The sequence below is a fragment of the Actinophytocola sediminis genome, from assembly GCF_054779715.1.
Genome location: NZ_BAAGXS010000028.1, coordinates 262,989 through 282,670, shown reverse-complemented (window position 1 = coordinate 282,670; position 19,682 = coordinate 262,989). Strand labels below are relative to the sequence as shown.

Genomic DNA, 19,682 nt, shown 5'->3' with positions numbered 1-19,682 from the left:
GTTACCCCTTCACCTCGTCAGTGCGGGCGAGCAACGCCCACGGCTCCGCCTGCGGGCCCGCGGTCTGTCCCTCGGGACAGCTGCGCCGGAAGTCGCACCACGAACACTGTCTGCCCACTCGCGGCGGGAACAACACGTCCTGGTCGCCGCCGGCACGCAGGGTATCCGTCGCGAGGCTGAACTCCTCGGCCGACTCCTCCGCCCTGGTGCGGTGCCTGGCCAACGACTCCTCTGAGTGTTCCCAGACCGCCACGGTTCCGCTCGGTAGGTGGTGCAGCTCAACACGCCGGCACGGCCGACGCAAGGTCCGGCGGGCGGCCAGTACGTAGAGTGCCAGCGCCGATGACGCTCTGGCGTCGTCGGTGGTGAGTACCGAGCGGCCGGTCTTGTAGTCGACGATGACCAGTTCGCCGTCGCGTTCGTCGATCCGGTCGACCCGTCCCTCGGCCACGATCGTGCCGACCGGCGCGGACACCCAGCGCTCCAGCCCGATCGGGTCCTGGGTCACGTCGGTCTCCGCGACGTAGGCGGCGACCCATTCCGCGGCCAGTTCCCGGTAGGTGGCCGCCTGGGTCGGGCCGGCGAATCCCTCGTCGTTCCAGTGCTTTCCGACCATCGCGGCGCCGGCCGCCGGCGTGCGCCCGCGCACCGGGAGCTCGAAGAACGCGCGCAACGCGTTGTGTACCACCGCGCCGAGGGTGCTGTGGGCGAAGGCGCCGCCGCGCGGCGGCGACGGCCGGTCGACGTAGGCCATCCGATACCGGCGGGGGCAGTCCATCCAGGTCGCGATCCGCGACGGGGTGACCTTGATCAGCTTGCGCGGCATGGCATCGAACCCGAGTTGCACCCCACAACGGTAGAACAACCCCCCGACACTCCCACTCCCGCCCGGCCGCCCGCCAGCCCTCGCTCAACCGCAGCGAAGGGTCCCTTCACTGCGTCCAGTGCAGCGAAGGAGCCCTTCGCTGCACGTGGGGACCGGTCAGGAGCCGGTCACCACGGGTACGCCGGTCGCCTTGGCGACGATGGCGTCCAGTTGGGTGGGGGCGGTGGTTTCGTCGCCGAGGCGGATGACCTTGTTGGTGCCGTGGTAGTCGCTCGAGCCGGTCATCACCAGGCCCAGATCGGTGGCCAGCGCCCGCAGCTGTGTCCGGGCGTCGTCGTCGTGGTCGGGGTGGTCGACCTCGACGCCGGCCATGCCGAGCCCGGCCAGCTCCTTGATCACCTCGGCGGTGACCGTCGGGCCCCGGCGCCTGGCGAACGCGTGCGCGAGCACGGTCACCCCGCCCGCCTTGTTGATCATCTCGATCTGGCTCTCCACCGGGGTCCGCGAGCTCGGCACGTAGTACCGGCCCCGGTCGTTGAGGTAGTGCGCGAACGCTTCGTCCACAGTGGACACAACGCCGGCCTTCACCAGCGCCATCGCGATGTGCGGGCGGCCGGCGGTGGTCTCGTCCGGCACGTTGGCCAGCAGCGTCTCGGCGTCGATGGGCAGCCCGTCGGCGGCCATCTTCTCCGCGATCCTGGTCAGCCGCACCCGCCGGTCGGCCCTGGTCCTGGCGTGCTCGGCCACCACGGCCTCGGCCAACGGGTCGAACAGATAGGCCAGCAGGTGCACCGTGCAGTACCCGCCGCGGCCGTCCTCGCTGACGCAGGACAGCTCGGCGCCCCGCACCAGCGCCAGGCCGGGCGGCAGCGCGGCGACCGCCTCCGCCCAACCGGCCGTGGTGTCGTGGTCGGTGATGGCCACGGCCGACAGCCCGGCCGCCGCCGCGTTGGCGACCAGCTCGGCCGGACTGTCGGTGCCGTCGGACGCGGTCGTATGGGTATGCAGATCGATCCTCACACCGCCATTGAACGTGACCGGTGCGCGGTCGTCGCGTGCAGGCCGGTTCCGGCCCTGTCCTCCCCTGTCCTATGCCTGTCTCATGCCTTGGCGCGACGCTTCGCCAGCCGCTGCGCGCGGATCATCGAGAAACGCGCCGCCTGCGCGTCCTTGTCGCCGAAGACCAACTCGGAGATCGCGTCATAGACCTGTTCGGCCTTGGGCAGGTAGTCCAGACGGTTCAGCGCCTGGATCTGACCGGCGGACTCGACGATCATCGTGCCGTAGCCGAGGACGCGACCGATCAACGGCCGTTCGTAGGTGAGGTCGGTCACTTTGCCGATCGGCATCATCAACACCTTGGTGGTGATGATGCCGGTCGTCATCATCATGCGTTTGTCCGTGACCACGATCCGCTCGACCCACCACATCAGCACGACGTAGGCGAGCCTGAGCACCACGAACAACGCCGCGTACCACAGCACGTTCTGCAGGATCCACAGCGAGGGTGGCAACAGATACGAGACCATCACCGCGACGGCGAGCAACGCCACCGCCTCGAAGAGGTCCCAGGCAAGGCACGCCCAGTGCAGGCGCACCCGGATCACCCGGCGTTCGGTGTCCAGCAGGTACTCGTCTGAATCCCGTGGGGCGAACATGTTGGAACGGTACCGGCTCAGGTCTGGAAGACCGAGCGAACGAATGTGATGACTGCTTCGGCAGCATCCTTGAGGGTGTTCAGGATCGAGGTAACCAAACTGGCCGACTGGACCGGTTGGGTCACCAGGAAGAACACCACCAACGCAGCGCCGGAAATTATCAGAACCTTCTTGACATTCACCGTGCTACTCCGTGTCCTACGCGATCCGTCCTACGCGATCCGCGATCGTCGGTTGGCTGACATACCTTGAAACACTTGTACCGCACCGCGCAGCGGAACGGGAGAGTAGTCCCGCTCTTGGGGCAGTCCCCCCGTGTGGTAGCCCATTTCGGCTACGCTCAGTGCCCAAGAGGGGGGTGATCTTCCGATGATCAGGTGTGTCGGCGCGATCGTGCATGACGCAACGGGACGTTTGTTGCTGATTCGGCGCGGGACACCCCCCGGTCGGGGTCTGTGGTCGCTGCCCGGGGGCCGCGTGGAACCGGGTGAATCGGACTCAACGGCCGTGATTCGCGAGTTGCTCGAGGAAACCGGACTGCGCGTGGTACCAGGAAACCTGGTCGGCAGCGTCCAGCGGAGCGCGCCGGCCGGGGTGTACGAGATCTTCGACTACGCCGCGACCGTCGTCGACGGCACCTTGCGCGCGGGCGACGACGCCACAGCCGCCGAATGGGTTGACCTGACCGAGTTCCACTCGATGGAGCAAGCCGGTCACCTCGTCGACCAACTCGCGATCACCCTGCGTGGCTGGCAGGCGCTACCGCGCGCGTAAGCCGACCCGAACGGGATCAGCTGAGCCACTCCATCCGTTCGCCGTGCCACGCGGTGCGCGCCAGGGCGGTGGCCTGCGGGGCGCCGTCGGCCCAGCGGACCAGGCCGAGCACGCCGAAGGTCCGCTCCCCCCTCGGCGCCACCAGGTCGTCGCGGTCGGGCAGCAGGTAGGTCATGGCCGCGCGGTAGCCCTCCAGGCTGACCCACCACACCGGCCGGCGCTCCGCGAGCGTGCCCAGCTCCGCGATGAACGCCTCCCGGCGCTCGTCGGACAGCAGCCACAGCACGTTCGAGGTCAACACCACGATCGGCTCGTCGGCCGGGATGCGGTCGGCGACCCCGGCGATGCCGTCGACGGCGTCCCCGGCCACCAACTCCGGCCGGGACTTGCGCTGGGCGCTGGCCGCCGCGCCGAACAGCCGCAGACGCTCCGGCTGGTCCGGCCAGATGCAGGCCTCCAGCCAGGCGTACTGGTCCTCGTCGGTCAGGTCGACCGGATTGGGGTCCAGGCCGATCCTGGTGGCCACCGCGAGCTTCTTGGGGATCGACGGCAGGTTCGCGCCCGGCGCGACGGCCAGCGCGCAGTGCAGCCCGACCGTCGAGCGCGCCGGTCCGGCGACCACCTGGCCGGCCTGCTCGGTCTGGTACCGGTAGGAGTAGTTCGCCATGCCGAGCAGCAGCCCCGCGCTCGTGCCGACCTCCAGCAGCGCGACCGGCGTCCTGGCCTGCCTCGCGGCCATCGCCACGGCGGGGTAGAGCGTCGCGCAGCGGCGGACCTCGTTGGTCTGGGTCACGTGGGTGGCGATCAGCGCGCGCACCCGGTCGGCGCGCTCCAGCACGAACGAGCGAAACAGCGGCCAGGTCTCGCTGTCTGGCCCGTAGCTGCCACCGAGGGACGGGTAGTAGTTCGCCAGCGCGTGGAACGGCTCGGTCTGCAGCACCCGCTGCACGGCGGCGAACAACAGGGTCGGATGCGCCGAGTCGGCCGAGGTCGCGGTGAGCAACCCGACCAGGTCCTCGTCGTCGGCTGCCTGACCCGCCAGATGGCTGTACAGCGGGGAGATCGACACCGCGTGGTCCTCGGCGAACCACCGCAGCCTGCTGCTGATCTCCGCCGGCGTGGCCGCTGTCATGGCGCTCAGTCTGCCCGAGGTACCGGCCGGCCAGGCTGCTCCCCGCCGCGCGCCACGCCGTAGGACTGCTTGGGAATCATCACCTTGCGGCGGAAGATGCACACGATCGTGCCGTCCTGTTTGTACCCGCGGGTCTCCACATGGACCACGCCCCGGTCGTCCTTCGACTTCGACGGGGTCTTCGCCAGCACCTCGGTCTCGCCGTAGATGGTGTCCCCGTGGAAGGTCGGTTTCACGTGCCGCAGCGACTCGACCTCGAGGTTCGCGATCGCCTTGCCGGACACGTCGGCCACCGACATGCCGAGCAGCAGGGAGTAGACGTAGTTGCCGACCACCACGTTGCGCCCGAAGTCGGTGGTGTTCTCCGCGTAGTTGGCGTCCAGGTGCAGCGGATGATGGTTCATGGTCAGCAGGCAGAACAGGTGGTCGTCGTACTCGGTGACCGTCTTGCCAGGCCAGTGCTTGTAGACCTCGCCGACCTCGAACTCCTCGTAGTACCGGCCGAACTGCACAGTTTGCCCTCCGTGTCCCTCCCGGCAACCGTCCGAACCCAACGCAGTCTGCCAGGTGGAGTACTCTTGACAACTGGTGTGTGAGACAGCTACCACCACCACCGACCCAAGGAGGTGAGGACGCGTGAGCGACCCGCATAGCCATGACGGCGTGACTGGTTGCAGTACGACCCGCGTCCTCGCTGGATGGGTCCGCCGCTAGCGGGCAGGCCCCTCGGGATTCCGGCCGGGCGCTCCGGCGCCGGAGAACTCTGGCGCGTCGTGAACCGACGTTCATCGCTGGAGGAGACATGCCTGCCATCCCCTCACTCGGTGGCCTGAGAGGCCGCTCCAGCCGCCGTGCGGCGGCGGTGACCTACACCGAGTCGACGACCACCGCGCACGTCATCGACTGTGCCGTCTACGTGGACGGAAAGCGTTTGCCCGGCCGGTTCTCGCACGCGGCCGCGATCGCCGAGGTCCGCCGCCGGCGCGACGGCTTCGTGTGGATCGGCCTGTACGAGCCGGACGAGGAGCAGATCCAGGGCGTCGCCGAGACGTTCGGCCTGCACGAGCTGGCGGTGGAGGACGCGGTCACCGCCCATCAGCGGCCCAAGCTGGACCGCTACGAGGAAAACCTGTTCATGGTGCTCAAGACGGTCCGCTACATCGAGCACGAGTCCCCCACCAGCGCCAACGAGATCGTCGACACCGGCGAGATCATGGCCTTTCTCGGCCGGGACTACATCGTCACCGTCCGGCACGGCAAGCATTCCGGTCTCGGCAAGCTGCGCGAGGAGTTGGAGGCCGAGCCGGAGCGGCTGCGGATCGGCCCGGCCGCAGTGCTGCACGGCATCGCCGACCGCGTGGTGGACAGCTACCTCGCGGTGAGCGCGGACTTCGAGACCGACATCGACGTGATCGAGACCAGTGTGTTCGCGCCACGCAGCCCGGTCAGCGCCGAGCAGATGTACCTGATGAAGCGGGAGATCCTGGAACTGCGCCGCGCGGTGGTGCCGCTGGCGGTGCCGCTGCGCCGGCTCGCCGAGGGCTACACCCCGCTGATCCCCGAGCAGGTCCGCTCCTACTTCCGCGACGTCGACGACCACCTCACCACGGTCTCCGAGCAGGTCGCGAGCTTCGACGAGCTGCTGACCACGCTGGTCGACGCCACCCTCGCGAAGATCAACCTCCAGCAGGCGGCCGACATGCGCAAGATCACCTCGTGGGCGGCGATCATCGCGGTGCCCACGATGGCGGCCGGCATCTACGGCATGAACTTCGACTACATGCCGGAGACCCACTGGCGGTTCGGCTACCCGCTGGTGATGCTCGTGATCCTGGGCGCCTGCCTGATCCTGTACCGGATCTTCCGCCGGAATCGATGGCTGTAGCTGGGCCGGCCGCGACGCCGCGGCCCGCTCAGCCCACCCGCGCACCGCATCCGCCCCATTGCCGATGGGAGGTCCCCGATGAACCGGCTGCTCACCAACTCACGCTTCTGGGTGCTCGCCTTTGTCCTGACCTGGCTCACCGTGATCACCGTGCTGATCGCACTCGGCCCGACCGTCGACCCGGCCAGCGCCCCACCCCGCTAAGCCCTGAATGCCCCATTCGGGACGTTGACCGTCGCCAATGCCTCATTCAGGGCATCAGTCGTCGTCGCCGATGATCGGGGCGGAGGCCTTCTGCGGTTCGCCGAAGACCTCGGTCGGGTCGGCGATCACCCGTACCCGGCTCTTGTGGTCACCGCCGGTGCCCTGACCGCCCATGCCCATGCCGCCCATCATCGGCATCATGCCGCCGCCCATGCCGCCCCGGCCGCCACCGCCACCGGAGGACGCCGCGGCGGCGCCGGTTTCCGGCTTGGGCGCGGGGGGCGGCTGCTCGGTGGCGTAGGTGAAGCCGCCGGGGCCGCTCGGGGCGGGCACGCCGGCCGCGGCGGCCCCGCCACCGCCGAAACCACCGCCACCGGCACCGACACCGCCGCCACCGCCGAGGCCGCCGATCTCGGCCTTGGACGTCTCCGCCGGCTCGGCCGGCTTTGGCACCTCGGGCGGCGCAGGCGACTCGAAGCTCCAGTTGTTCTCCGGGAACGTGTGCGCCATGGTGATCTGCTCGAAGGCCTGCGCGCCGTCGATGCCCTCACACAGGCGCACGAACGCCTCCAGGATCTGGCGCACCGCCTCGAACAGCTCCTTGGTCGGCCGGCGCATCATGTCCAGGTACTGGCGGGTGCGCTCGTCCCCCTGCACCGGCATGACCATCGCCTCGGAGGCGGACTCCGCGGTCTCCCCGAGCACCGTGGCCAGCTGCATGACCACCTCGCGGATGCCCTCCGCGGTGATGTCCAGCACGTCGGCGATGCCGAGCATCGCGTCGGACAGGTCCTGGCCGGCGAGGCCGAACTTCTGCATGTACTCGATGAACGAGTCCGCGGCCGCGCCGTCCCAGGCCGCGTCCAGCCCGCCGAGCGGCTTGTTCAGCGACTCGGTGACGTCCTGGGCGGCGTCGCCGACCAGCCGCCAGCGGTCGGCCTCGGCGTGCAGGTCGCTCCAGCGGCCGACGACCGGCGAGAAGTACTCCTCGACCGGGTCGGACACCCCGAGGTCGCGGGCGAGGCGGGACAGGTAGTCGAGGTGCCCGGCGAACCCGTCGGCGACCTCACCGCCGTCCGGACCACCGCGCTGCGCGGGCAGCGTGCGCACGTCCGCCTGGCTGGTCACGTCGTTCATCACGCCCCCTGCTGGCCGCGGGTGACGGTGGCCGCGCCCTCGTCATCGGTGTCCTGGTAGACCTTCGAGACCTCGCCGAGGCCGGTGGACGCCGACCGCAGCGCCTCGACCGCCCTGGCCAGCTGGTCACGCAGCTGCTGCGCGGCCTGGCCGTAGGCCTGGGTGGAGTGCACGGTCCGCCCAAGCTGGCCGAACGACTCGTCGGTCAGTGGCTCGGTGGCCATGGTCCGCACACCCTCGTCGAGCGCGGCGGCGCTGGCCTCGGTGAGCTTCGCGTACCCGCCGACCCAGTCGGCGTCGAACTTGATCCCGGACACGGGCAAACCCTCTCGGCCGGCGGTCGCACACACGTCAAGTGGTCCGACGATAGGCCAGCCAAGAGGGTTCCCGTACCTGCGAAAGTTGGGCCGGAGGGACTAACCGCCACCGGACTGGCCGCTGCCGCCGCCCTCGGCCGCCTGCTCCTCGTCCGCCTCCGGGAACTCGCCCTGCTCGTAGTCCAGCGCGTCGAAGCTCTGCAGGACCGCGCCGGTCGACAGCGTCGACCCGTCCGGCAGCAGTTGCAGGATGCTGCGGGGCGCCGGCAGCTGGTTGTCCAGGCCGAGCACCGCCGCGGTCTGCGCGTCGGGGATGCCGTACTTGATGCCCCGGTCGGAGATCAGCGTGATCTGCCCGGTGTCGAAGTCCTCCTTCGACGTGGCCTGGCGGGTGACCGCGGCCCGGCCGGGTGGCATGTAGAAGTAGTCGATCCGGACGCCGTCCGCGCTCGGCGTGGAGATCTTCACCGGCTTCGGCTTGCCCGGGATCTCCTTGCCCACGTACACCGCCGTGCGCTCCTCGCGGTTGGCGCCCTCGCCGATGGTCTTCCAGCTCAGGCAGGCCACCGGGAAGTTCCTCGGCGCGAGCACCTCGGGCTCGATCTCGGGGAAGGTCCGGTCGTCGATCTCGTCGACCGGGTCGGCGGCCGGGATCACGTCCGGGCTGACCACCTCGAGCTCGGCGTTCAGGCTCTGCCGGAAGCGCAGCATGTCGGCGGTGGTCTGCTTGACCCGCTCGAGGCCATCGCGGTGCACGACGTAGAACTCCGACGGGCTACCGGCCCGCTGGACCTCGAACACCGAGCCGACCCGCCGCAGGTCGGCGTCGTCGATCTCGACATCGGAGGTCGAGCCGACCCCGGGGATGTCGTCCACCGTCAACGCCGCCTTCTCCGGGATGGCGTTGAGCAGGCCGATGCTGATCTCACGCGGCTCGATGCCGTTGAGGCCAAGTGCCTGCTTCGCCGCCTCGTCGGACAGGTCGACCTCGGCACGCACCGCGCTGGTGTTGGGCAGGTTGGCCGTGCCGGGGGTGCGGTAGACCAGGTAGGCCGGCTGGTCCTCCGGCTCCTGGTCCGGTGACTCGACGTCCAGGCGCACCAGCAGCGACTCGTTCTGCTTGAGCTCCGCGCCGAGCTGGTCGACCCCGGCCATCACGGTGGTCTCGGAGTTCTTCTCGTTCGCGACGTTCTTGTCGACGTCCTCGTCGGCCGCGTTCTCGTTCAGCGTCGCCTTGTCGCACACGGTCCACGGCGGCGTGACGCGCTGGTCGGCGCTCGGCAGGACCTCGGGGCCCTCCGGGATGCCGGCCTTGCGATCCTTGGGGATGTCGCGCAGCTCGTTGTCGTCGATCACCTTCGGCGCGACGACCTCGGTGCTGCCGGCGGAGGCCGCCGCGGCGGCCGCGTTGTCGCCGCCCTGCGCGTCCTTCTCCTTCTGCGCCTGCAGCAGCAGCCGGGCCGACGCCAGGTTGAACACCGGGATCAGCTTCTTCTCCGGCTTCGCGATCAGCACGTAGACCTGGCCGGACGGCTTGGCGATGACGATGCCGTCGTCGTTGGGCGCCTTGGCCTTTGGCGAGAGGATTCCCCAGATCAGGAACCCGATCAGGCCGATCGCGGCGATGCACACGCCGACGACGGTCGCACGGCTGTGCGTGCGCATCGGATCGTGCAGCATCACCGCGTCCTTACGGACCAGCGCTGACTGCATCCGGCGCAGCACGAAGCGATACGCCTGTACTTGGGACTTGGTAGTCGGTGTCGATGGCATTCCGGCCTCTACAGCTCCCCACTCGCGGTACCGTCTCGCAGGATAGACCTACCGGCGTCGGTTGCAGGCGGGTTCGCATGGATCGGCACAATCGTCCACCGGGAGCACATCAACGAGGGGAAGATTCGAGCGGATGTCGGTGAGCACTCCTCCACGTCAGGGCAGGACGCCTCCACCGGGCCAGCCGCCGAGACCGCCGGGCCCAGGTGGTCCTGGCGGCAACGGGCCGAACGGACCGCGTGGCCCCCAGGGCCCCGGCGGCCCACCCGGCGCCGGACCGGCGCAGCCGCCTGCCCAACCACCGCGTCAGCCGATGACCGCCCGCCGCCGCACCAGCGGCGCGAGCCTGGGCACGCTGCCGGTGGCCAACCTCGTCGTGGTGGAGATCGCGGTCGCGATCGGCCTGGTGCTGCTGGCCATCGACAACACCAACGTGATGGCCTATGTGGCCATTTTCATAGCGCTCGTCGGCCTGGTGATCGCCGCGATCCGCTGGCGCGGCCGCTGGTTCACCCAGTGGATCAAGCTGACCCTCAAGTACGCGTTCCGCCAGCACGCCAGGGTCTCCCGGCCGACCAACCCGATCAGCATCGAGCAGATCGCCGCCGACGAGGGCACCCAGGTCACCGGCCCGGACGACCCTCGGGTGAGCCTGCTGCGGCTGGCCGTGCCCGACCTGGTCGTCGCGCACGGCACCGACCACGAACGCCGCCCGCTCGGCCTGGCCTGGCACGAGGGCACCTGGACCGCGGTGCTGCTGGTCGACCCGGCGCCCGGACTGGTCACCCAGGTCGGCGGCTCGCCCAACCTGCCGCTCGGCGCGCTCACCCCGTGCCTGGAGGACCGCGGCGTGGTGCTCGACGCCATCCAGGTCATCTGGCACTGCTACCCGGGTAGCGCCGCGCTGCCGCCGAACTCCCCCGCGCTCGCCTCCTACATGGAGGTGCTCGGCCCGCTGCCGGCCGCCGCGCGGCGCACCACCTGGGTCGCCGTGCGACTGGACCCCCGGCGCTGCCCGGCGGCCGTCCGCGAACGGGGCGGCGGCGTGCTCGGCGCGCACCGGGCGTTGATCGGCGCGCTGTCCCGGGTGCGCAACGCGCTCGAGTCCCGCGGCGTGCCGACCCGGCCGCTGGATCCCGACGAGCTGCTCAAGGCCGGCATCTCGGCCGCCGAGCTCACCGCAGTCGCCGGCTCCAACCAGCGGGTGGCGCTGCGCGAGCGCTGGACCGGGGTCACCGCGGCCGGCGTCGGCCACGCCAGCTACGCGATCACCGGCTGGTCACGCGGCCGGGTGGCACAGAACCTGAACGCGCTGACCGGGGTGCGCGCGCTGTCCTCGACGGTGGCTGTGACCATCTCGCCGGGCGCGGAGGAGAACAAGGTCGGCCTGCGCGGCCTGGTACGGGTCAGCGCCCGGACGCCAGCGGAGCTGGAGTACGCCGACGGCCGCCTGTCCTCGATCTCCGACCGCCTGGGCGTCACCCTCACCCCCCTACGCGGCCTCCAGATCAGCGGCCTGGCAGCAACGCTGCCGTTGGGAGGCCGAGCATGAGTTCAAAGCAGCCCAAGTGCTACCCAGCCGCACCTCAGGGGAACGTGAAGCACCCCAGCCACCAGTACGTCCCCAACCAGCGCCTGCCACTTCCCAGCGCGACCAACACCTTTAATCCCGGGGAGGCGGAACAGTGAGTAAAGGTGGCGGATCCTCAAGGCTGCTTGACACACATAGCGGGACGGGGCTGAGCCAGGAGTACCTGGTGGACGCGGCCATGCTGGACGCGATCAGCCCCAGTGGCGACCGCGGCGGCATGATGCTCGGCTCCGGTCTGCAGGGTGAGCCGCTGACGATCTCCGCGCTGCGGCCGGCGCCGACCAGGATCGTGCTGGTCGGCGGGCTGTACATGGCGCGGCAGGTGGCGTTGCGGGCGATGGCGGTCGGCGCGTGGGTGGTCGTGGCCACCGGCAGGCCGGCGGCCTGGCAGGTGCTGCAGAAGGCGGCCGGCAACGGGCCGGACGGGCGGCCGGCGCCGCTGGTGCAGATCCGCAGGCTGAGCCCGGTCGAGCTGCCCCGGCCGTCGGAGGACGGGCCGCTGCTGGTCGTGCACGACGGCGGGCCGACTCCCCAGGAGCTGTTCCCGCCGCGCTCGCCGTGGCAGACCACGGTGTACGTGCTGCCCTACATGCACCCGCAGGCCGGGGCCACCGCCAACGCCGCGGATTTGGTGCTGCTGCAACGACTCCCGGTCGGCCAGGCCCAACTCGCCGCGCGGATCTGGCGGCTGCCGCCGCCGATGGTCCACCAGCTGACCACGCTGGCCGACGACCAGGTGGTCGCCCTCGGCAAGAACCTGTGGAAGCCGCTGCGGCTGGTCACCACCCAGAAGGAGCAGGCGATCCTGGGCCCGGTCCGCCGAGGCGACTGAGCGCGGGCCCCGTCCCGGGGTCTGTCCCTTTTGTCCACCCGGGACGCGGCAGACAGCCGAATTCGCAGGACCGGTTGGGCGAACTTCTTCCCACGACCACTGGATAGTGTTCATAAATCGCAGAGCGAACACGCTTGGTTCCCTTGCGTCACCGGGGCCGGCGGACAAGTGTTGAGCTTGTTCGCTCGGAACTTCCCCCCTCCATCCCACGGCCGGGCCCGCGAGGGCTTTGGGCTCGGCTGTGCCCTGAAAAGGAGACCAGGTGATGAGCAAGTCCCGCGTCATCACGACTAGACGCATTGTCGGGGCATCACTCGCCGCGGCCACGGCCGCACTGCTGAGTGTCAGTCTCGGGACCACGGCGCAGGCCGCCGAGGGCCAGGTCCTGTACGCCGGCTCGGCGGACTCGATCAAGGACAGTTACATCGTCGTGTTCAAGGACACCGCGATGTCCGCACAGAGTGTCGAGGACCAGGTCGCGGCCACCGCGACGAAGTACGCCAGCGAGGTGGACTACACCTACACCGCCGCCCTGCGCGGCTTCGCCGGCACGATGAGCGCGCAGGACGCCCGGCGGCTGGCCGCCGACCCGGCCGTCGACTACGTGCAGCAGAACCGCACCGTGCGGATCACGGCCGACCAGCCCAACCCACCGTCGTGGGGCCTGGACCGGGTCGACCAGCGTGACCTGCCGCTGAACAACAACTACTCGTACTCGACGACGGCGAGCAACGTCACCTCGTACGTGATCGACACGGGTATCCGCACCTCGCACAGCGACTTCGGCGGCCGCGCCTCGTGGGGCACCAACACCACCGGTGATGGCAACAACACCGACTGCAACGGGCACGGCACGCACGTCGCCGGCACCATCGGCGGCACGGCACACGGCCTGGCCAAGGAAGTCCGGCTGGTGGCGGTCAAGGTGCTCAACTGCGCCGGCTCCGGCTCGTTCGCCGGCGTCGCCGCGGGCATCGACTGGGTGACCCAGAACCACACCTCCGGCCCGGCGACGGCGAACATGAGCCTCGGCGCCTCCGGCTCGGACACCGCGACCGAGAACGCCGTGCGCAACTCGATCGCCGACGGCGTCACCTACGCCCTGGCGTCGGGCAACTCCAACTCCAACGCGTGCAACTTCACCCCGGCCCGCGTGGCCGAGGCGATCACGGTGAACGCGTCGACCAACGGCGATGCCCGTGCCTCGTTCTCGAACTACGGCACCTGCAGCGACATCTTCGCGCCGGGACAGAACATCACCTCGGCGTGGAACAGCAGCGACTCGGCGACCAACACCATCAGCGGCACGTCGATGGCCTCGCCGCACGTGGCCGGCGCGGCGTCGCTGTACCTGGCCGCCAACCCGACCGCGACCCCGGCCCAGGTCCAGGACGCGCTCAAGTCGAGCGGCACGCCCAACAAGATCAGCAGCCCGGGCTCCGGCTCGCCGAACACCCTGCTCTACACCGGCGCGGGCGGCACCGACCCGGACCCGGACCCGCCGACCGGCTGCACCGCGGCCTCCAACGGGACCGACTACCCGATCTCCGACAACTCCACCGTGAGCAGCCCGATCACCATCTCCGGCTGTGACAGCAACGGCGGCACCTCGGCGACCGTGGCGGTGGGCATCGTGCACACCTACATCGGTGACCTGGTCGTCGACCTGGTCGCGCCGGACGGCTCGGTGTACAACCTGCACAACCGGTCTGGCGGCAGCGCCAACAACATCAACCAGACCTACACCGTGAACCTGGCCAGCGAGGCGGCCAACGGCACCTGGAACCTCCGGGTGCGGGACGCGGCCTCCCAGGACACCGGCAACATCGACACCTGGACACTGGACCTGTAACCCAGTCGACCAGCTGACCCGAGCGGCGCGTTCCCCCGGAACGCGCCGCTCGGTGTCTGACCCCGAGAATGGGACACTTTCCGATGTGACCGGAGGTGTCCCGATTACCCGTGCCGGCGTCGCCAGGACGATCCCCTGGGCCGACCTCGACGACGTCGTCCTCAACCCGGTCAAGGACACCGCGCTTGCCCGCCGGGCCGGCGGGACCCTGAGCTGCACACTGAAGGTCGCCAAGGGCGGCAATGTGACCATCACCGGGCTCACCCAGAACGGCGAACACCTCGTCGAACAGGTCCAGCACGCCTACCGGCGCACTCAGGGACGCTGAGCCACCCGGACGTTCCTGGTGCGTTCCGCGCGGGCCGCCAGTTGCTCGTCGGGCGGGTAGTCCACGCCGACCAACGTCAGGCCGTGGGCCGGGGCCACCGTCACGTCGTTCGCGCGGGCATCGGCTCTCAGCAGCGTCGCCGGCCAGTCGACCGGGCGCCGGCCCTCCCCCACCGCCAGCAGCGCGCCGACCAGGCTGCGGACCATCGAATGGCAGAACGCGTCGGCCGACACCTCGGCCGACAGCACGTCGTCCTCGCCTCGGGTCCAGGCCAGCCGCTGTAGTTCGCGGATCGTGGTCGCGCCGTCGCGGCGCTTGCAGAACGCCACGAAGTCGTGCTCGCCGACCAGGCGGCCGGCGGCCGCGTTCAGCGCGGTCTCGTCCAGCCGGCGCGGCCAGCTGACGGTGTCGTTGCGGCGCAACGGGTTCGCCGCCCACAGCTGGTCGCAGACGCGGTAGACGTAGTGCCGGCGCAGCGCCGAGAACCGGGCGTCGAACGCCGAGGGGACCGGCTGCGCGGCGAACACCCGGACGTCGGCCGGCAGCGCGCGGGCGAGCCGGCCGACGAACGCGCCGCCGGCGAGGTCGGCCGGCAGATCACAGTGCGCCACCTGACCGCTCGCGTGCACGCCGGCGTCGGTGCGGCCGGCGACGGTCAGCCGGACGTCCTGGCGCAGCACCAGCGACATGGTGTCCTCGATGACCCCGCACACCGTGCGCCGGTCGGGCTGGCGGGCCCAGCCGGAGAACTCGGTGCCGTCGTAGGCGATGCCCAGCCGGAACCGGACGAGCCCGCTGCCCCTGGTCGGGGCAACGGGCTCGGCGGATTCCGCTGGGGTGGCGGAGGTCAGGACTCGTCCTCCTGTGACGGCGGCCTGCTGAAGCCCGCCTCCTCCGCGTCCTGCTCGGTCCGGAACCACACCTCGGCGACCGTGCGGTCGTAGTGTGAGGTGCCCGGCGCGTGGAACAGCATGGAGTCGGCGTTGCCCTTGATCGGGAAACCCTCCGGCTCCGAGCCGTCCTCCAGCGCCACGTGGCTGCCGGCACCGTAGGGGTGCTCGTCGTCGGACTCGCTCTCCTCGACCACCACGTCGGCGGCGGTCGCGGCGGCGGTGTCCTCGGCGGGCGCCTCGGTCGCGGCCTCGTCGGCCGTGTCCGTGGCGGCTGCCTGCTCGTCCTTGGCGAACCGGGTCTTGCGCGCGGCCTCGGCCTCGGCGGTGACCGTCTTCTCCTGGATGAGCTCGATGATCGCCATCGGCGCGTTGTCACCCTTGCGGGGCAACGTCTTCAGGATGCGCGTGTAGCCACCCTTGCGATCGGCGAAGAACGGGCCGATCTCGGTGCAGAGGCGGTGCACGATCTCCTGGTCGCGGATCACCTTCATGATCATCCGGCGATTGTGGAGGTCACCCACCTTCGCCTTGGTGATCAGGCGCTCGGCGTATGGCCGCAGCTTCTTCGCCTTGGCCTGGGTGGTGGTGATCCGGCCGTGCTCGAACAGCGCGGTGGCGAGGTTCGCCAGCAACAACCGTTCGTGGGCCGGCGAGCCGCCCAGGCGGGCGCCCTTGGTTGGCGTGGGCATTACAGCTGCTCCGTCTCCGCGTAGTCCTGGCCATCGTCGTTGCCGGCATCGCTCACCGTGTCCGACCAGCCCTCACTCGCGTAGTCCGTGGCTGCGGTGGTGGGGTCGAACCCGGGCGGGCTGTCCTTCAGCGCGAGACCGAGGCCGACGAGCTTCATCTTGACCTCGTCGATCGACTTGGCACCGAAGTTCCGGATGTCCAGCAGGTCGGCCTCGCTGCGCGAGACGAGCTCACCCACGGTGTGGATGCCCTCGCGCTTGAGGCAGTTGTACGAACGCACGGTGAGGTCGAGGTCCTCGATCGGCATCGCGTAGGCGGCGATGGTGTCCGCCTCCTGCGGCGACGGACCGATCTCGATCCCCTCGGCGTCCACGTTGAGCTCACGGGCCAGGCCGAACAGCTCGACCAGCGTCTTGCCGGCCGACGCGACCGCGTCCCGCGGGGTGATCGACGGCTTGGTCTCGACGTCGAGGATCAGCCGGTCGAAGTCGGTGCGCTGCTCGACACGCGTCGCCTCGACCTTGTAGGTGACCCGCAGCACCGGCGAGTAGATCGAGTCGACCGGGATGCGGCCGATCTCGGCGCCTGCCTGCTTGTTCTGCACGGCCGGCACGTAGCCGCGGCCGCGCTCGACGACCAGTTCGATCTCGAGCTTGCCCTTGCCGTTGAGGCTGGCGATGTGCAGGTCGGGGTTGTGCACGGTGACCCCGGCCGGCGGCACGATGTCGCCGGCGGTGACCTCGCCCGGCCCCTGCTTGCGCAGGTACATGGTCACCGGCTCGTCCTCCTCGGAGCTCACCACGAGCTCCTTGAGGTTCAGGATGATGTCGGTGACGTCCTCCTTGACCCCGGGCACGGTGGTGAACTCGTGCAGCACACCGTCGATGCGGATGCTGGTCACCGAGGCGCCGGGGATGGAGGACAGCAACGTGCGACGCAGCGAGTTGCCGAGCGTGTAGCCGAAACCGGGCTCCAGTGGCTCGATCATGAACCGGGAGCGAGTTTCGTTGACCGGCTCCTCGCTGAGCGAGGGCCGCTGAGAAATCAGCACTGTTTTCTTCCTTCTTTCCTTGGGCGCCCGCTATTTGACGCCACTGGGAACTGACCTGAGGGGCGGCCCGGGAGGACCGCCCCTCAGGCGAACTCACTTCGAGTAGAACTCGACGATCAGCTGTTCCTGCACTGGCACGTCGATCTGCGCGCGCTCCGGCAGCTGGTGCACCAGGATGCGCAGGTTGCTCTGCACGACCTGGAGCCAGCCGGGGATCGGCCGGTCGCCGAAGGACTCCTTGGCGACCACGAACGGCAGCGTGTTGACCGACTTCGGCTTCACGTCGATGATGTCGAACTTCGACACCTGGAAGCTCGGCACGTTGACCTTCTTGCCGTTCACGATGAAGTGACCGTGGCTGACCAGCTGGCGTGCCTGCCGGCGAGTACGGGCCAGGCCAGCGCGGTACACCACGTTGTCCAGCCGGGACTCGAGCAGCTGCAGCAGCGCCTCACCGGTCTTGCCCTTGGTGCGCGCGGCCTGCGCGTAGTAGCGCCGGAACTGCTTTTCCAGCACGCCGTAGGTGAAGCGCGCCTTCTGCTTCTCCTGCAGCTGCAACAGGTACTCGGTGTCCTTGATCCGCGCGCGGCCGTGCTGGCCTGGCGGGTAGGGACGGCGCTCGAACGCGCGGTCGCCGCCGACGAGGTCAACCCTCAGGCGACGCGACTTACGGGTCGCGGGGCCGGTATAACGAGCCATTTCTGCCTACTCCTTCCCTGCCCCTAGACCCGACGCCGCTTAGGCGGCCGGCAGCCGTTGTGCGGCTGCGGGGTGACGTCCTGGATGGTGCCGACCTCGAGCCCGGCCGCCTGCAGCGACCGGATCGCGGTCTCCCGGCCGGAGCCGGGGCCCTTGACGAACACGTCGACCTTGCGCATGCCGTGCTCGGCCGCCTTGCGGGCGGCGTTCTCGGCGGCCATCTGCGCGGCGAACGGCGTGGACTTGCGGGAGCCCTTGAAGCCGACGTGGCCGCTGGACGCCCAGCTGATCACGTTCCCGGCCGGGTCGGTGATCGAGACGATGGTGTTGTTGAACGTGCTCTTGATGTGCGCGTGGCCGTGAGAGACGTTCTTCTTTTCCTTGCGCCGGACTTTCTTTACCCCGGCGCCCTGACGGGCCTTGGGTGGCATTTCTTCGAGACGCTCCTGTTACCGAGAAGTCTGGGTGGTCTGCGTGGACGGTTGCGCCGACTCGTCGGCGCGCGAGTCCAGGCGGCGGATCGTGCCGGCATCGCGGTAGAGGTCGCGAAGAGCCTGCGGCCGAGCGTTGCGCGGCGCCACGTGCAGGGCCACGAACTGGCGGTTGCGTCGTCGCTGTGCGACGACCGATCCGACCGTGCTCACTTCTTCCCAGCCTTCTTCTTGCCGGCGACGGTCTTCTTGGGACCCTTGCGAGTACGGGCGTTGGTCTTGGTGCGCTGACCGCGCACTGGCAGACCACGACGCCAGCGCAGCCCCTCGTAGCAACCGATCTCGATCTTCCGCCGAATGTCGGCGTTGACCTCGCGGCGCAGGTCACCCTCGACGCGGTAGTTGCGCTCGATGTGCTCGCGGAGCTTGGACACGTCCTCGTCGGACAGGTCCTTGGCCCGCAGGTCCGGGCTGATCCCGGTGGCCGCCAGCAACTCCCTGGAGCGAGTACGGCCAATGCCGTAGATGTACGTCAGCGCGATCTCCATCCGCTTTTCGCGGGGGAGGTCGACGCCAGAAACGCGTGCCATATCTCCTCGTTAATGTCTTCCAGGTCTGCTCCCCAACCGTCCCGCCAGTGGCGGGCCCCGGCCTGGTCCGGGGGTGAACCGAGCCCGTGTGGCTCGGCAGGTGTGGGGAGGGCATCTTCTGTTGTGCGTCCGTCCGGCGAGGTGCCCGGTGCGGCGATCAGCCCTGGCGCTGCTTGTGGCGCAGGTTCTCGCAGATCACCATGACCCGACCGTGACGGCGGATCACCTTGCACTTGTCGCAGATCTTCTTGACGCTCGGTTGGACCTTCACGTCCCTGTTTCTCCTGGCCCTACTTGTAGCGGTAGACGATTCGGCCGCGGGACAGGTCGTAGGGCGAGAGCTCCACGACCACTCGGTCCTCTGGCAGGATGCGGATGTAGTGCTGACGCATCTTGCCGCTGATGTGTGCGAGGACCTTGTGTCCGTTCTCCAACTCGACCCGGAACATCGCGTTGGGGAGCGGCTCCACCACACGGCCTTCGACCTCGATGGCCCCGTCCTTCTTGCCCATGTCCTCCGCGTTTCGCTTGCTGGTCATACGCATACCGTCCTGCATGTCCCTGACGGGCAATACGCATGACGGAAACGGCGCAAACGACTGCGCCACCGATCTAGTGTACGCGCCTGCTCAGCGCCGGCGAATCGGGGCCAACCCTGCGCCGACCAGCCCCTGCCAAGCCCCGAACCCGAACGCGAGCGTCGGACCCTCCGTGTTCTTCGAGTCACGCACAGCAACACAGCCAGTAGTCAGGGGCGCCCGGGTCTCGACAGAGGTCGAGCATGCCCTCGATCATCTCGGTCGTCCCGCCGCAGTTCGCCGTGTGGCGCACCACGTCGATCTCGCTGACCGGCTCCAGCCCGTGCTCGACCCGCGTCAGTTTGCTCACCGACCAGCCCAACAGGCCGGCCAACACGTGCTCGGAAACCTCCATCGCCTCACGGTTGTTCCGCATTTCCGCTGCCAGTTCACGGGCCTGCGCCGGCCCGATTCGCGCGTCCATGCGGAGACGTCAATCCC

Annotated in this window: 27 protein-coding genes; 7 read left to right on the top strand and 20 right to left on the bottom strand. The window is 69.4% G+C overall.

Going from position 1 to position 19,682, the window contains the following annotated elements; translation table 11 throughout:
* Position 1: 1 nt before the first annotated feature.
* The 4 genes from ACYVIP_RS19175 to ACYVIP_RS19160 form a co-directional block, all read right to left on the bottom strand.
* Positions 2-826, bottom strand: coding sequence for a RecB family exonuclease (locus ACYVIP_RS19175; protein WP_460398234.1), 825 nt, complete (start codon positions 824-826; stop codon positions 2-4).
* 156 nt (positions 827-982) lie between these two features.
* Positions 983-1,846, bottom strand: a complete 864-nt coding sequence (locus ACYVIP_RS19170; RefSeq protein WP_460398072.1) for a PHP domain-containing protein — start codon at positions 1,844-1,846, stop codon at positions 983-985.
* Positions 1,847-1,926: 80 nt separating this feature from the next.
* On the bottom strand, positions 1,927-2,484 hold the full coding sequence (locus ACYVIP_RS19165; protein WP_460398069.1) for a PH domain-containing protein: 558 nt from the start codon (positions 2,482-2,484) through the stop codon (positions 1,927-1,929).
* Between the two features lie 17 nt (positions 2,485-2,501).
* Positions 2,502-2,666 carry a hypothetical protein gene (locus tag ACYVIP_RS19160; RefSeq protein WP_460398067.1) on the bottom strand — a complete coding sequence of 55 codons (165 nt, stop codon included), beginning with the start codon at positions 2,664-2,666 and terminating at the stop codon, positions 2,502-2,504.
* A gap of 187 nt (positions 2,667-2,853) precedes the next feature.
* Here ACYVIP_RS19160 and ACYVIP_RS19155 point away from each other — a divergent pair, with 187 nt between their 5' ends.
* The gene (locus tag ACYVIP_RS19155) at positions 2,854-3,258 is read left to right on the top strand and encodes an NUDIX hydrolase (protein WP_460398065.1); all 405 of its coding nucleotides are present in this window, start codon (positions 2,854-2,856) and stop codon (positions 3,256-3,258) included.
* Between the two features lie 16 nt (positions 3,259-3,274).
* On the opposite strand, the gene ACYVIP_RS19150 is transcribed toward ACYVIP_RS19155, so the two are convergent.
* The gene (locus tag ACYVIP_RS19150; protein WP_460398063.1) at positions 3,275-4,390 is read right to left on the bottom strand and encodes a DUF2332 domain-containing protein; all 1,116 of its coding nucleotides are present in this window, start codon (positions 4,388-4,390) and stop codon (positions 3,275-3,277) included.
* 5 nt (positions 4,391-4,395) lie between these two features.
* The gene (locus tag ACYVIP_RS19145; RefSeq protein ID WP_460398061.1) at positions 4,396-4,902 is read right to left on the bottom strand and encodes a MaoC family dehydratase; all 507 of its coding nucleotides are present in this window, start codon (positions 4,900-4,902) and stop codon (positions 4,396-4,398) included.
* A 290-nt stretch (positions 4,903-5,192) separates the two neighbouring features.
* Here ACYVIP_RS19145 and ACYVIP_RS19140 point away from each other — a divergent pair, with 290 nt between their 5' ends.
* Both ACYVIP_RS19140 and ACYVIP_RS19135 read left to right on the top strand, forming a co-directional pair.
* Positions 5,193-6,275, top strand: a complete 1,083-nt coding sequence (locus tag ACYVIP_RS19140) for a magnesium and cobalt transport protein CorA (protein ID WP_460398059.1) — start codon at positions 5,193-5,195, stop codon at positions 6,273-6,275.
* Between the two features lie 78 nt (positions 6,276-6,353).
* Positions 6,354-6,479 (top strand): hypothetical protein, encoded by a 126-nt coding sequence (locus ACYVIP_RS19135; protein WP_460398057.1) that lies wholly within the window; start codon positions 6,354-6,356, stop codon positions 6,477-6,479.
* Between the two features lie 54 nt (positions 6,480-6,533).
* Here ACYVIP_RS19135 and ACYVIP_RS19130 read toward each other — a convergent pair whose 3' ends face one another.
* From ACYVIP_RS19130 to eccB, 3 genes are all read right to left on the bottom strand, one after another.
* Positions 6,534-7,616 (bottom strand): WXG100 family type VII secretion target, encoded by a 1,083-nt coding sequence (locus ACYVIP_RS19130; RefSeq protein WP_460398055.1) that lies wholly within the window; start codon positions 7,614-7,616, stop codon positions 6,534-6,536.
* The gene (locus ACYVIP_RS19125; RefSeq protein ID WP_460398053.1) at positions 7,616-7,933 is read right to left on the bottom strand and encodes a hypothetical protein; all 318 of its coding nucleotides are present in this window, start codon (positions 7,931-7,933) and stop codon (positions 7,616-7,618) included. The genes ACYVIP_RS19130 and ACYVIP_RS19125 overlap by 1 nt, the downstream gene beginning before the upstream one ends.
* Positions 7,934-8,032: 99 nt before the next feature.
* Positions 8,033-9,706, bottom strand: coding sequence for a type VII secretion protein EccB (gene eccB, locus ACYVIP_RS19120; RefSeq protein ID WP_460398051.1), 1,674 nt, complete (start codon positions 9,704-9,706; stop codon positions 8,033-8,035).
* Positions 9,707-10,019: 313 nt separating this feature from the next.
* Here eccB and eccE point away from each other — a divergent pair, with 313 nt between their 5' ends.
* From eccE to ACYVIP_RS19100, 4 genes are all read left to right on the top strand, one after another.
* Positions 10,020-11,258: a type VII secretion protein EccE gene (eccE, locus tag ACYVIP_RS19115; RefSeq protein WP_460398049.1), complete on the top strand. Its 1,239-nt coding sequence runs from the start codon at positions 10,020-10,022 to the stop codon at positions 11,256-11,258.
* A gap of 217 nt (positions 11,259-11,475) precedes the next feature.
* Positions 11,476-12,129 carry a hypothetical protein gene (locus ACYVIP_RS19110; RefSeq protein WP_460398232.1) on the top strand — a complete coding sequence of 218 codons (654 nt, stop codon included), beginning with the start codon at positions 11,476-11,478 and terminating at the stop codon, positions 12,127-12,129.
* Between the two features lie 265 nt (positions 12,130-12,394).
* Entirely contained in the window at positions 12,395-13,981 is a 1,587-nt protein-coding gene (locus ACYVIP_RS19105) for a S8 family peptidase (RefSeq protein ID WP_460398047.1), read from the top strand.
* An 85-nt stretch (positions 13,982-14,066) separates the two neighbouring features.
* Complete coding sequence (locus ACYVIP_RS19100; RefSeq protein WP_460398045.1) at positions 14,067-14,309, top strand: hypothetical protein; 243 nt, start codon at positions 14,067-14,069, stop codon at positions 14,307-14,309.
* Here the strand turns inward: ACYVIP_RS19100 and truA are convergent.
* From truA to ACYVIP_RS19045, 11 genes are all read right to left on the bottom strand, one after another.
* Positions 14,297-15,085 (bottom strand): tRNA pseudouridine(38-40) synthase TruA, encoded by a 789-nt coding sequence (truA, locus tag ACYVIP_RS19095; protein WP_460398230.1) that lies wholly within the window; start codon positions 15,083-15,085, stop codon positions 14,297-14,299. The genes ACYVIP_RS19100 and truA overlap by 13 nt on opposite strands.
* Positions 15,086-15,156: 71 nt before the next feature.
* A complete protein-coding gene (rplQ, locus tag ACYVIP_RS19090; protein ID WP_460398043.1) occupies positions 15,157-15,891 on the bottom strand; it encodes a 50S ribosomal protein L17, sunset domain variant in 735 nt (244 codons plus the stop codon).
* On the bottom strand, positions 15,891-16,943 hold the full coding sequence (locus ACYVIP_RS19085) for a DNA-directed RNA polymerase subunit alpha (RefSeq protein ID WP_460398041.1): 1,053 nt from the start codon (positions 16,941-16,943) through the stop codon (positions 15,891-15,893). The genes rplQ and ACYVIP_RS19085 overlap by 1 nt, the downstream gene beginning before the upstream one ends.
* A 93-nt stretch (positions 16,944-17,036) precedes the next feature.
* The gene (rpsD, locus tag ACYVIP_RS19080; protein WP_460398039.1) at positions 17,037-17,642 is read right to left on the bottom strand and encodes a 30S ribosomal protein S4; all 606 of its coding nucleotides are present in this window, start codon (positions 17,640-17,642) and stop codon (positions 17,037-17,039) included.
* 23 nt (positions 17,643-17,665) lie between these two features.
* The gene (gene rpsK / locus ACYVIP_RS19075) at positions 17,666-18,073 is read right to left on the bottom strand and encodes a 30S ribosomal protein S11 (RefSeq protein WP_460398037.1); all 408 of its coding nucleotides are present in this window, start codon (positions 18,071-18,073) and stop codon (positions 17,666-17,668) included.
* Positions 18,074-18,091: 18 nt separating this feature from the next.
* Entirely contained in the window at positions 18,092-18,286 is a 195-nt protein-coding gene (locus ACYVIP_RS19070) for a hypothetical protein (protein ID WP_460398035.1), read from the bottom strand.
* Positions 18,283-18,663, bottom strand: a complete 381-nt coding sequence (gene rpsM, locus ACYVIP_RS19065; RefSeq protein ID WP_460398033.1) for a 30S ribosomal protein S13 — start codon at positions 18,661-18,663, stop codon at positions 18,283-18,285. Before rpsM ends, ACYVIP_RS19070 begins: the two co-directional genes overlap by 4 nt.
* A 157-nt stretch (positions 18,664-18,820) precedes the next feature.
* Positions 18,821-18,934 carry a 50S ribosomal protein L36 gene (gene rpmJ, locus ACYVIP_RS19060; RefSeq protein WP_010148647.1) on the bottom strand — a complete coding sequence of 38 codons (114 nt, stop codon included), beginning with the start codon at positions 18,932-18,934 and terminating at the stop codon, positions 18,821-18,823.
* A gap of 19 nt (positions 18,935-18,953) precedes the next feature.
* Positions 18,954-19,175: a translation initiation factor IF-1 gene (gene infA / locus ACYVIP_RS19055; RefSeq protein WP_005166804.1), complete on the bottom strand. Its 222-nt coding sequence runs from the start codon at positions 19,173-19,175 to the stop codon at positions 18,954-18,956.
* A 117-nt stretch (positions 19,176-19,292) separates the two neighbouring features.
* Positions 19,293-19,394 carry a DUF397 domain-containing protein gene (locus ACYVIP_RS19050; RefSeq protein ID WP_460398031.1) on the bottom strand — a complete coding sequence of 34 codons (102 nt, stop codon included), beginning with the start codon at positions 19,392-19,394 and terminating at the stop codon, positions 19,293-19,295.
* A complete protein-coding gene (locus ACYVIP_RS19045) occupies positions 19,387-19,665 on the bottom strand; it encodes a helix-turn-helix domain-containing protein (protein ID WP_460398029.1) in 279 nt (92 codons plus the stop codon). Before ACYVIP_RS19045 ends, ACYVIP_RS19050 begins: the two co-directional genes overlap by 8 nt.
* Positions 19,666-19,682: the final 17 nt, after the last annotated feature.